Genomic DNA, 11,635 nt, shown 5'->3' on the forward strand with positions numbered 1-11,635 from the left:
GCCGCCCGGGGCTGCCCCGGTGTGCGCGGTGGCTTACCTCCTCCACTTTGGTGGGGGGGGGCGGCGGCCTCGCCCCCGAAGCCGCGGAAACTCGGCCTTTCCGGCACGCCGAGGCGGGCGGCCCGCTCACTGTGCAGGAGTTATGCGCCCCCCGGGGGGGCCGCAGCCGAGTGCCGGCGTCACCCCCCGGGTCGAGCCTCCGCCCAAAGTGCAGGAGTTATGCGCCCGATGCCGCGCCGCCGCCGAGGCCGGTCGTAGGCTCGGACGGTGACCACCGAGCCGATCAGCTTCCCGTCCGACCTCGACGGCTGGACCGCGTTCGCGCGTGACCGGGCCGCCGACCGCATCGCGCGCGTGCAGAGTCTCGATGCGCGGCTGCGCGCGGAGCCCGAGCTTCCCGTCGCCGACCGCCTCGAGCTCTGGAACGACGCCGACATCGCCCTGCGCGAGGCGCTGAGCGAGGCCTACGTCGTGAGCGAGGCGCACCCCGACGCCTCGGTGCGGGAGCTGGCCGAGGCCCAGGTGCAGACGATCGAGTCGCTGTCGGCGGCCCGGCTGCTCGACCCCCAGCTGTGGAAGGCCTTCGCGGATGCCGCGCCTGACGGCCTCGACGACCTCCAGGCGCGGCTGCTCGAGCACGTGCGGCGCGACTTCCGCCGCGGCGGCGTCGGCCTCGACGACGACGGACGCGAGCGCGTGCGCACGCTCACCGAGCGCGACACCGAGCTGTCGCTGACGTTCTCGCGCAACATCCGCGAGGGGCGCCGCGAGATCCAGGTGCCCGCCGCCGGGCTCGCCGGACTCCCGCAGGACTTCGTCGATGCCCATCCCGCCGACGAGAACGGCTTCGTCACCCTGACGACCGAGTACACCGACCTCATGCCGGTGCGCGAGTACGCCACCGATCGCGCGACGCGCACCGCCCTCGTGAGCGCCTACAACGACCTTGCGTGGCCTGAGAACGAAGCCGTGCTCGCCGAGCTCCTGGAGGTTCGCGCCGAGCGGGCCCACCTGCTGGGGTACGCCGACTGGGCCGACTTCGAGACCGAGACGCGCATGATCGGCGGCGGTGCCGAGATCCCCGCGTTCCTCGCTCGTCTCGACGAGGCCTCGCGGGCTGCCGCCGAAGCCGAGTACCCCGTTCTGCTGGAGCGGCTGCGCCGCGATGTCCCGGATGCCGCGGCCGTCACAGTCGCGGACTTCTGGCATATCCTCGGCGCGGTCAAGGGCGAGCAGTACGACGTCGACGCGCAGCTCGTGCGCTCGTACTTCCCCTTCGGCCGCGTGCTCGACGGCGTGCTCGACGTGACCGGCCGGCTGCTGGACGTCGAGTACGTGGCCGTCGACGCGTCGGCGTGGCACGCAGACGTGCGGTCGTACGACGTCGTCCGTGCGGGGGAGCGGATCGGCCGCATCCACCTCGACCTGCACCCGCGCGACGGCAAGTACAGCCACGCGGCGTGCTTCCCCGTGGCTCCCGGCATCCCGGGACGCGTCCTCCCGGAGGCCGCGCTGCTGTGCAACTTCTCGCGCGGACTGCTCGAGCACGACGAGGTCGTCACGTTCTTCCACGAGTTCGGCCATCTGGTGCACGAGATCCTCGGCGGTCACCAGCGGTTCGCCCGGTTCACCGGCTTCGAGACCGAATGGGACTTCGTCGAGGCGCCGAGCCAGCTCCTCGAGGAGTGGGCGTGGGATGCCGAGGTCCTCGCGACGTTCAGCGCGAACGCCGAGGGCGAGCCGATCCCCGCCGAGCTCGTCGCGAAGATGCGCACGGCGGACGCGTTCGGCCGCGCGCTCGAAGTGCGCCGGCAGCTTGGTCACGCGTCGGTGTCGTACCACCTGCACGTCGACCGCCCCGCGGACCTGCAGGCGGAGACCGAGCGCCTCTACGCCACGACGACGCCGGTGCAGCCCATCCCCGGCCTGCACCCGTACGCCGGGTTCGGGCATCTCACCGGCTACGGCGCCTGCTACTACACCTACCAGTGGAGCCTCGTCATCGCCCGCGACCTGCTCACGGGATTCGCCGACGGACTGATGGACCCGGTGGCGGCGCGCCGCTACCGCACCGAGGTGCTCGAGCGCGGCGGATCACGCGATGCCCGCGACCTCGTCGAGGGCTTCCTGGGCCGGCCGTACTCGTTCGACGCCTACCGCGATTGGCTCGCCGGGGCCTAGGGTCCGCCGCCCATACACCCGGTGCGGGTCCGGGGGTCGCCGACACACAGGTCGGCCAGGTATCCTGCCCCTGCCCGCATGCGCAGCCAGCTGCGACGCCATCCCCCGATGTCGTCGAGGCGGAGCGTCGCCGGTGCCCCTCGCCCTCCCTCTTCGTGCCCTCCGTGGTCGGCGTCGTGCGCCGGACCGCACCGCCGCCCGGATCGTCTCCGGCGACGCGACCCCGAAGAAGCGGAGAACCCGATGTCCGACCACGGCGCTCCGGCCCGGAACAACCCGGCCGAGGACTCGACCTTCGAGCGACTGCTCGCCGCCCAGACGGCCACCGACGCCGCCCCCGCGACGTCGTTCGCGACCGCATTCCGCGGCTACGACAAGGACGAGGTCGACGCGGCGGTCGCCGAGCTCGAGGCGCGTGCCCGCTCCGCCGCCGAGCAGGTCGCCGCGCTGAAGCAGAACCAGCGCCGCGCGAGCTCCGTGGTCGCCCAGAGCCGGGAGAAGGTGGCCGCGCTCGAGATCGAGCTCGAGACCGCCAACCGCGAACGCCTGCAGGCGCTCGAGTCGGCCGATGCCGACAGTCGTGAGGCCGTCGCCGCGCTCGAGGCCGAGCTCGCCGCCACCCGTGCGCGCGCGGCCGCATCCGAGCAGCGGGTCCAGGCCCTCACCGAGGAGCTCGTCGGCGCGACGGAGTCGACCCCGAACGGCCAGCAGTTCGAAGAGGTCCTCCGCGTCGCCGAGGAGCAGGCCGGTGTCCTGCTGCGCAACGCCACCGTGCAGGGCGAGCGCCTGCTCGAGGCCGCGCGCACCGAGATCGAGAACCGCCGGAAGGATGCGCAGGCCGAGGCCGACGGCATCCTGTCGCAGGCGCAGCATGAGGCGCAGCAGGTGCGCCTGCGCATCGAGACCGAGCTGACCGCGCACCAGTCCCAGATCGAGCGCGAGGCGGCCCACGCGGCCGAGAAGGTCGCGCAGGCCGAGCGCGAGGCGGCCGCGATCCGCTCCGAGGCCGAGAAGGGCGTGGCCGCGCTGCGCTCGATGGTCGCGCGGGAGACCGCGGAGGCCCGTTCCGAGGCGGAGGACGCGGTGCGCGACCTGCGCATGCGCGCTCTCGATTTCGAGGCTTCGCTGACCCGGCGCCAGGACGATGCCCAGCAGGAGTTCCTCGTGCTGCACAACCAGGCCGTCGCCCATGCAGAGCGCATCACGCTGGACGCCAACGAGCAGGTCGCCGCGTCGCTCGATCACGCGCAGCGCGTGTCGGCGAAGGCCGAGGACTTCGAGCGCCTCATGCGCGCGCAGGCGCTGCAGATCGAGGCGGATGCCAGGCTCCGCGCCGGCGAGCTGCTCGATCAGTCGCGCATCAAGGCGCAGCGCATCATCGACCTCGTGACGACCCAGTCCCATGCCGTGCTCCGCGACGCCGAGGACCGCACCCGGCAGCTGCGCTGGCAGCAGCACCAGCTCACGAGCTTCATGGCCGAGGTGAAGGAGATGATCCGCCCGGATGCCGCGCCCGGCGCCGCCGAGCTCCAGGTCGCCGCCGCGGCCCCGATCGAGCACGTGCTGCAGGTCGAGGACGTGGACGCCGAGCACCAGGACCGCGCCGACGACGTCGAGCCGGCTGACGTGGACATCGAGCCGGCTGACGGGGACGTCGAGCCGGAGGTCGAGGCTGAGCCGGAGGACGAGGCTAAGCCGGAGGTCGAGGCTGAGCCGGAGGTCGCGGAGCCGGAGGTCGAGGCTGACCCGGAGGTCGAGGCTGAGCCGGAGGTCGCGGAGCCGGAGGTCGAGGCTGAGCCGGAGGTCGAGGCTGAGCCGGAGGTCGCGGAGCCGGAGGTCGAGGCTGAGCCGGAGGTCGAGGCTGAGCCGGAGGTCGAGGCTGACCCCGAGGCTGAGGCGGAGGTCGAGGCTGAGGTCGAGGTCGAGGCCGAGGCGCGCTGAGCCCCTACGCCCCGCAGGGCGGATTTCTCCTGCGCCGCAGCGCGACGCCGGCGTCAGCCGCGGCGCCGCGGCGGTCAGGCCGAGGTCTCCCGGGCGATCGCGGCGATGAACGCGTCGATGTCGTTCTCGCTGGTGTCGAAGGCGCACATCCAGCGCACCTCGTTCTTCGCGGCATCCCAGTCGTAGAACCGGAACGACGACCGAAGCCGGTCGGCGACCCCGTCGGGCAGGGTCGCGAACACGCCGTTCGCCTGCGTGGGCTGCGTGAACGCCACGCCGCGGATCGAGCCGTCGGCCAGGCCCGCCTCCACGCCGGCGCGCAGGCGCTGCGCCATCGCGTTGGAGTGCGATGCGTTGCGCAGCCACAGGTCGCCCTCGAGCAGCGCCACGAGCTGCGCCGAGACGAAGCGCATCTTCGACGCGAGCTGCATGTCGAGCTTGCGCAGGTAGGTGAGACCCGTGGATGCCTCGGGGTCGAGCACGACGATCGCCTCGCCGAGCATCGCGCCGTTCTTGGTGCCGCCGAAGCTCAGCACGTCCACGCCGGCGTCGCGCGTGAAGGCGCGCAGCGGCAGGCCGAGCGACGCCGCCGCGTTGGAGAGGCGCGAGCCGTCCATGTGCAGCCGCATCCCGTGGCCGTGCGCGTGGTCGGCGATGGCGCGGATCTCGTCCACCGTGTACAGCGTGCCGAGCTCGGTGGACTGCGTGATCGACACCACGAGCGGCTGCGCGCGGTGCTCGTCGCCCCAGCCCCACGCCTCGCGGTCGATGAGCTCGGGGGTGAGCTTGCCGTCGTCGGTGGGCACTTGGAGGATCTTGATGCCGCCGACGCGCTCGGGCGCTCCGCCCTCGTCGACGTTGATGTGCGCGGTCGAGGCCGAGATCACGGCCCCCCAGCGCGGCAGCATCGACTGCAGGCCGACGACGTTGGCCCCCGTCCCGTTGAACACCGGGTAGGCCTCGACGCCCTCGCCGAAGTGGGCGGCCATGACCTGCTGCAGCCGCTCGGTGTAGACGTCCTCGCCGTACGCGACCTGGTGCCCGTCGTTGGCGGCGGCGATGGCCGCGAGCACCTCGGGGTGGATGCCGGAGTAGTTGTCGGAGGCGAAGCCGCGCAGGTTCGGGTCGTGGATCGTGGTCACGGGTGTCCAATCTAGTTCGTGCCGGCGATGCGGCCGAAGCGCCGGCGTGCGGCCGGGGTGCGGCGGACGTGCCGGGCGCGGCCGCCTACTCGGCAGCCGGCTCAGAGTGCGGGGTCGGTGAGCTCGACGACGGTGTCGTTGATCTCCGCGGCCTCGACGGTCCACAGGTCGGCGAACCGCTGCGCGAGCGCGTCCTCCAGACCGTCCAGGCTCTTGACCCGGAAGACGACGGATGCCGCGGCCAGGGGGGTCCCGGCATCCCGGGCTGCCTTCGCGAAGCCCTGCGCGACCGCGCGCGCCCACGCCTCGGTGGCCGCCTTCACAGCCGCGTAGTTGGCGCCGCCCGCGAGCGGCCGCGCGACGGCGGTGGAGGAGACGACCGCCAGCCGGCCGGCGCTCGACGCGCGCAGATCGGCGTCGAAGGCACGGCTCACGTGGCGCAGGGCGGTGAGGGAGCGCTCGAGGAACCGGAAGTCGTCGTCGGTCTGCCCGGCGAGACCCCCGCCCCCGCGCCAGCCGCCGACCAGGTGCAGGACGCCGTCGACGGCGTCCTCGGCGGCGTGCAGGCGCTCCGCGAGCCCGGCGACCGCGGCCTCGTCGGTCAGGTCGCACACTTCGGGGCGTGCGCCGACCTGCGCGAGAGGCTCGAGCTTCGCGGCATCCCGCCCCACCGCGATCACGCGCGCCCCCGCCGAGACGAGGGCGCGCGTCGCCGCGAGGCCGGACGCGCTCGTGGCGCCGGCGATCAGGACGAGCCGTCCGGCGACCGTGTCAGGCATCGGCGCCGGTCAGTCCGGCCGTCGACTCGATGACCGGCTTCATCTTCTTGTCGAGCGCCTCGAAGAACATCGACAGCGGGAACTCGTCGTCCATCACGGCGTCGGTGTAGCCCTTCGGCGCGCCGGCGAGGATCTCGTCGGGGAGGCCCCGAGCCCACTGCGACGCGGGATTGGGCGTGAGCGTGCCGCGGACCAGCTCGTAGGCGGCCAGCCAGTGCGCCGTCTTCGGGCGGTCGATCGAGCGCCAGTACAGCTCGTCGATCGCATCGGCGAGCGCGACCACCGCGGCGGGCACCTCATCCCAGTCGAACGCCAGGGCGGTGTCGGTCCAGTGCAGCACACCGCGCTGGTGCAGCCACGCGAACAGCAGCTGACCGCCGAGCCCGTCGTAGTTGCGCACTCGCGAGCCGGTGATCGAGAACCGGAAGATGCGGTCGAAGATCACCGCGTACTGCACCAGCTTCGCGTGCTCGAGCATCTCGGACTCGGCCGGCGTCAGGTCGTCGCGAGCCGACAGGCGTCCCTGGATCGCGACGCACTCGCGGAAGGCCGTGAGGTCGCACCGCAGCTCCTCCAGCGAATACAGGAAGTACGGCATCCGCTGCTTGATCATGAACGGGTCGAACGGCAGATCGCCGCGCATGTGGGTGCGGTCGTGGATGATGTCCCACATCACGAACGTCTTCTCGGTGAGCGCCTGGTCGTCGAGCATGCGCGCGGCGTCCTCGGGCAGGTCGAGCTTCGTGGTGTCGGCGGCGGCGCGCACCACGCGGCGGTAGCGCGCGGCCTCGCGGTCCTGGAAGATCGCGCCCCACGTGAACGACGGGATCTCGCGCATCGCGACCGTCTCGGGGAACAGCACCGCCGAGTTGGTGTCGTATCCGGGCGTGAAGTCGAGGAAGCGCAGCGAGACGAAGAGCCGGTTGGTGTACTCGGTCTCGAGCTCGGCGATGAAGTCGGGCCAGATCACCTCGACGAGCACGGCCTCGACGTGCCGGTCGGACGAGCCGTTCTGCGTGTACATCGGGAAGACCACGAGGTGGCGGATGCCGTCTGCCCGGTGCTGCTGCGGCTGGAACGCCGCGAGCGAGTCCAGGAAGTCGGGCACGCCGAAGCCCTCGTCCATCCATCGGCCGAAGTCCCGCATCGATGCTGCGAGGTACGCGGCGTCGTGCGGGAAGCGCGGACGCAGCTCGTCCATCGCGGCGACGATCGCCTCGACGTGAGCGCGGGCTTCGGCGTGGGACGCGGCATCCGGAATCGAGCCGTCCTTGATCTGGAGCGGCTGCAGAGCGGATGCCGCCGCCTTGAGGCTCTGCCAGGCACTCGAGGTCTCGACGCCGGCGGCGAGGGCGATGGCGTCCTCGACGACCTCGGGTTCGCCGACGATGGCCTGCGCGGGAGTCTGGCTGATGGGCATGATGAACCTCCGATCGTCTGTGGGTGACGGGATCATTCTACGGGAAGACTTCCTGTGATCCATGCCCTGCACCGGAATGGTTCCTGCCCTTCGGGGCTCGGGTGGGTAGAGTCAGAGCGTGGCGACCTCTGACACTCCCGCGCGGATCGACGACCCGATCGACGCCGCCATCGTGCGCGCGGTGTCGCTCAACGCCCGGGCGACGCTGGCCGAGCTGTCGACGGCCGCAGGGCTCTCGGTATCGGCCGTGCAGACGCGGCTGCGCCGCCTCGAGGCGCGCGGCGTCATCACCGGCTACCGCGCGGCCGTCGACCCCGAGGCCGTCGGCAAGCCGCTGTCGGCCTTCATCGAGATCACGCCGCTCGACCCCGCCCAGCCCGACAACGCTCCCGAGCTTCTCGAGCACCTCGACGAGATCGAGGCGTGCCACTCGATCGCGGGCGACGCCAGCTACATCCTCTTCGTGCGGGTGACGTCGCCGCGGCACCTCGAGACGCTGATCCGCGACATCCGCCTCGCCGCCTCGGTCAACACCCGCACCACGGTCGTGCTGCAGACCTTCTACGAGAATCGGCCGATCCTGCCCGCCTAGTCCCGGGCGCCGCCGTCGACTCGAGGGCTGAGCAGGCCCGGCGGCTGCGCCGCTTCGAAGACGGAGGAAGACCCGCAGCGGACGGGTCGCCGGTCCGCTCGAGGCGGCCTGCCTCCTCGGGTTTCGACGGCTGCCGGCGCGTCGCGGGTGCCGCGGTCGCGGGCCGCGCGCGTGAAGGAGCGGGGAGAAACCGGGGCGGAACGCGGGCCCGGCGCCCATGCGCGCCCATTTCTCCCCCGACATTCACAAGAGTCGGCGGAGCGGCGACTACGCTCGTGCACGTGGAGGGGTCCAGCGATACCGGCGTGCCGCTCCGGTCGGGGCGCGGCGTGCTTATCGTGCGCAACGCGGCGTCGGGCACGGCGGTCATGCGCTCCGACCCTGCCGCGACGTTCGCCGAGCGGCTGCCCGAGGCTGTCGTGCACGAACTCGCCGAGGAGGAGGACCTCGCTGACGTCGTCACGGCGGCGATGGAGTCGGATGCCCCGCCCGCCGTGCTCGGGATCTACGGCGGCGACGGGTCGGTGTCGCGCATGGCTCACCTCGCGCGGCGGCACGATCGCCCGCTGCTCGCGATGCCCGGCGGAACCTTCAACCACTTCGTGCGCGCGCTCGGGATCGCCGACGTGGGCATCGCCCTCGACGCGCTCGGGGCCGGATCGACGGCGTCGGTGGGCGTGGTCGAGGCGACCGCCGACGACGACGAGCCGGTCACGGTCCTCAACGTGGTGTCGGTCGGCGCCTACCCCGAGCTCATCGGGGAGCGCGAGCGCCGCAGCAGCCTCGGGAAGTGGCTGGGCGGGGTCGCGGCGACGTGGAGCGCGCTGCGCCGCACCGAGCCGCTCACGATCGTGCTCGACGGCCGCCGCGCGCGGGTGTGGTCCGTCTTCGTCAGCGTGGGCCGCAATGATCCCGACCGCGTCGCGACGATGCAGCGACAGGAAGCGGATGCCTCGGTCCTCGACGTCCGCATCCACCATGCCCGCGGCTCGCGCGTGCGGGCGCTGGCCTCGCTCGCCTTCGGCAAGCGCAGCGCGGCTGTGCTGCGGGCCGTGCGGCTGTTCCCGCGCGACGCCGACATCGAGCGGCGCGTCGTGCGCGACCTCGACCTGCGGGTGATCCCGCAGCCCGGCCGGCCGTCGGTGTTCGTCCACGACGGCGAGCTCGAGGAGCGCGATCCCGCCGGCTTCCGCCTGCGCTGCCGCGCCCTCCCCGACGCGCTCCAGGTCTTCGCCCCGCGCTGACCGCGCGTGTGGCGCAGTTCCTCGCACCGGGCGCGGTTGCACCAGCGCCCTTTGCGGCTTCGTGCGCCGCACCTCCCCGGAGACGGAGAAAGGCGGATGCCGCGACCCGGCGAGGGGGCGCGGCATCCGGTGAAACGGGGGTCAGTCGTGCTGGGGGAAGCCCAGGTTCAGGCCGCCGTGCGAGGGGTCGAGCCACCGCGAGGTGACCGCCTTCTCGGCCGTGAAGAACTCGAACCCGTGCGGGCCGTACGCCTTGGCGTCGCCGAAGAGCGAGGCCTTCCAGCCGCCGAACGAGTGGTACGCGACCGGGACCGGGATCGGCACGTTGATGCCGATCATGCCGACCTGCGCCTCGCGCTGGAAGCGCCGCGCGGCACCGCCGTCGTTCGTGAAGATCGCCGTGCCGTTGCCGTACAGGCTCGAGTTGATGATGCCGAGGCCGTCCTCGTAGCCGTCGACGCGGACGACCGAGAGCACGGGACCGAAGATCTCGTCCTTGTACACGGCCGACGACGTGGGCACGTTGTCGATCAGCGTGGGCCCGAGCCAGAAGCCGTTCGGGTCGCCGTCGATCTCGACGTCGCGCCCGTCGACGACCACCGAGGCGCCGTCGGCGCCGGCGATGTCGAGATAGGAGGTGACCTTGTCGCGGTGCTGGCCGGTGATGAGCGGGCCCATGTCGCAGCCCTTCATGCCGTCGCCGGTGCGCAGCGTCGCCATGCGCTCGGACACCTTCTGCACGAACTCGTCGGCGATCGTGTCGACCGCGAGCACGACCGAGATCGCCATGCAGCGCTCGCCGGCCGAGCCGAACCCGGCGTTGACGGCCGCGTCGGCGGCGAGGTCGAGGTCGGCGTCGGGGAGCACCAGCATGTGGTTCTTCGCGCCGCCGAGGGCCTGCACGCGCTTGCCGTGCGAGGTCGCCGTCTCGTACACGTACTTCGCGATCGGCGTCGAGCCGACGAAGGAGATGGCGCGCACGTCGGGGTGCTCGAGGAGCGCGTCGACGGCCTCCTTGTCGCCGTGGACGACGTTGAGCACGCCGTCGGGGAGGCCCGCCTCCTTGAGGAGCTCGGCCATCCAGTTCGCGGCGGTCGGGTCCTTCTCGCTGGGCTTGAGGATCACGGCGTTGCCGGCCGCGAGCGCGATCGAGAAGAACCACAGCGGCACCATGGCCGGGAAGTTGAACGGGCTGATGATGCCGACCACGCCGAGCGGCTGGCGCAGCGTGTAGACGTCGATGCCGGTCGAGACGTTCTCGGAGTACGCGCCCTTGGTGAGGTGGCCGAGTCCGCACGCGAACTCCACGACCTCCATGCCGCGGGCGATCTCGCCGAGGGCGTCGGAGAGCACCTTGCCGTGCTCGCGCGTCAGAATCTCGGCGAGCTCGCCCTTGCGGGCGTTGAGCAGCTCGCGGAAGGCGAACAGCACGCCCTGGCGCTTGGAGATCGACGCGTCGCGCCAGCCCGCCCACGCCTCGGACGCCACGTCGACGGCGGTGGCGACATCCGCCGCAGACGCGAACCGCACGGTCTTCTGCACCGTCCCGAACGCGGGGTTGTAGACATCGCCGGTGCGCTCGGACGTGCCCGCCCAGGCGGCGCCGCGCACCCAGTGCTCGAGGGTCGTCGTGGCGGCCTGCTCGGTCCGCTCCAGGGTGGTCGTGTCAGTCATCGTGGGTTCCTGCCCTTCATTGGGAAGCCCTCCTCGTGAGAGGACGCGCACGCGTCAAGAGAGGTCCTCTTCGACGCTCGTCAGAGCTTCATCGTAAATCGACATGGCCTGCGCCACTTCGTCGTCGGTGACCACGCAGGGCGGCACCACGTGGATGCGGTTGTCGGCGGCGAACGGCATGAGGCCGCGCGCCGACAGCTCCTTCTTGAGCCGGCCGATCACGTCGGCCACGACCGGTTCGCGGGTCTCGCGGTCCGTCACGAGCTCCACCGCCCAGAAGACGCCCTCGCCGCGCACCTCGCCGATCAGGCGGTGCTTCTCGGCCAGGTCGGCGAGCGCCGGGCCGATCGCCTCGACGCCGATCCGGTGCGCGTTCTCGACGATCCCCTCGTCCTCCATCGCGTCGATCGAGGCGATGATGGATGCCGCGGCCAGCGGATGCCCGGAGTAGGTGAGCCCGCCGGGGAAGACGCGGTCGTCGAACGTCGCCGAGATCGCGTCGGAGATGATCACGCCGCCCACGGGCACGTAGCCGGAGTTGACCCCCTTGGCGAACGTGATGAGGTCGGGGACGACGTCGTAGCCCTCGAAGGCGAACCAGCGCCCGGTGCGCCCGAAGCCGGCCATGACCTCGTCGAGGATGAGGATGATGCCGTACCGGT

9 protein-coding genes are annotated in these 11,635 nt (G+C 72.0%); 4 read left to right on the forward strand and 5 right to left on the reverse strand.

Annotated features, from left to right (window positions below; genetic code table 11):
• The first annotated feature begins 267 nt into the window (after positions 1-267).
• Together ACE3O1_RS12280 and ACE3O1_RS12285 are read left to right on the forward strand one after the other, a co-directional pair.
• Complete coding sequence (locus tag ACE3O1_RS12280) at positions 268-2,181, forward strand: M3 family metallopeptidase (RefSeq protein ID WP_374315434.1); 1,914 nt, start codon at positions 268-270, stop codon at positions 2,179-2,181.
• Positions 2,182-2,424: 243 nt separating this feature from the next.
• Positions 2,425-4,122, forward strand: a complete 1,698-nt coding sequence (locus ACE3O1_RS12285) for a DivIVA domain-containing protein (RefSeq protein ID WP_374315436.1) — start codon at positions 2,425-2,427, stop codon at positions 4,120-4,122.
• A gap of 74 nt (positions 4,123-4,196) precedes the next feature.
• On the opposite strand, the gene ACE3O1_RS12290 is transcribed toward ACE3O1_RS12285, so the two are convergent.
• From ACE3O1_RS12290 to ACE3O1_RS12300, 3 genes are all read right to left on the reverse strand, one after another.
• The gene (locus ACE3O1_RS12290) at positions 4,197-5,264 is read right to left on the reverse strand and encodes a low specificity L-threonine aldolase (RefSeq protein WP_374315438.1); all 1,068 of its coding nucleotides are present in this window, start codon (positions 5,262-5,264) and stop codon (positions 4,197-4,199) included.
• A gap of 101 nt (positions 5,265-5,365) precedes the next feature.
• Complete coding sequence (locus ACE3O1_RS12295) at positions 5,366-6,043, reverse strand: SDR family NAD(P)-dependent oxidoreductase (protein ID WP_374315440.1); 678 nt, start codon at positions 6,041-6,043, stop codon at positions 5,366-5,368.
• The gene (locus ACE3O1_RS12300) at positions 6,036-7,463 is read right to left on the reverse strand and encodes a DUF6421 family protein (protein ID WP_374315442.1); all 1,428 of its coding nucleotides are present in this window, start codon (positions 7,461-7,463) and stop codon (positions 6,036-6,038) included. The genes ACE3O1_RS12295 and ACE3O1_RS12300 overlap by 8 nt, the downstream gene beginning before the upstream one ends.
• A 145-nt stretch (positions 7,464-7,608) precedes the next feature.
• Here ACE3O1_RS12300 and ACE3O1_RS12305 point away from each other — a divergent pair, with 145 nt between their 5' ends.
• Positions 7,609-8,055 (forward strand): Lrp/AsnC family transcriptional regulator, encoded by a 447-nt coding sequence (locus ACE3O1_RS12305; protein ID WP_374315450.1) that lies wholly within the window; start codon positions 7,609-7,611, stop codon positions 8,053-8,055.
• Between the two features lie 329 nt (positions 8,056-8,384).
• Positions 8,385-9,299, forward strand: coding sequence for a diacylglycerol kinase family protein (locus ACE3O1_RS12310; protein ID WP_374315444.1), 915 nt, complete (start codon positions 8,385-8,387; stop codon positions 9,297-9,299).
• A 141-nt stretch (positions 9,300-9,440) separates the two neighbouring features.
• Here ACE3O1_RS12310 and ACE3O1_RS12315 read toward each other — a convergent pair whose 3' ends face one another.
• Both ACE3O1_RS12315 and ACE3O1_RS12320 read right to left on the reverse strand, forming a co-directional pair.
• A complete protein-coding gene (locus ACE3O1_RS12315; RefSeq protein WP_374315446.1) occupies positions 9,441-10,973 on the reverse strand; it encodes a CoA-acylating methylmalonate-semialdehyde dehydrogenase in 1,533 nt (510 codons plus the stop codon).
• Between the two features lie 54 nt (positions 10,974-11,027).
• On the reverse strand, positions 11,028-11,635 hold a 608-nt coding region (locus ACE3O1_RS12320; protein WP_374315448.1), incomplete at its 5' end, for an aminotransferase class III-fold pyridoxal phosphate-dependent enzyme.

Source organism: Microbacterium sp. (assembly GCF_041909575.1).
Classification (GTDB): domain Bacteria; phylum Actinomycetota; class Actinomycetes; order Actinomycetales; family Microbacteriaceae; genus Microbacterium.

Excerpts from the sequence above, each read along its gene's own strand:
- ACE3O1_RS12300 (WP_374315442.1), bottom strand. The coding sequence starts at position 7,463 with ATGCCCATCAGCCAGACTCCCGCGCAGGCCATCGTCGGCGAACCCGAG.
- ACE3O1_RS12295 (WP_374315440.1), bottom strand. The coding sequence starts at position 6,043 with ATGCCTGACACGGTCGCCGGACGGCTCGTCCTGATCGCCGGCGCCACG.
- ACE3O1_RS12285 (WP_374315436.1), top strand. The coding sequence starts at position 2,425 with ATGTCCGACCACGGCGCTCCGGCCCGGAACAACCCGGCCGAGGACTCG.
- ACE3O1_RS12315 (WP_374315446.1), bottom strand. The coding sequence starts at position 10,973 with ATGACTGACACGACCACCCTGGAGCGGACCGAGCAGGCCGCCACGACG.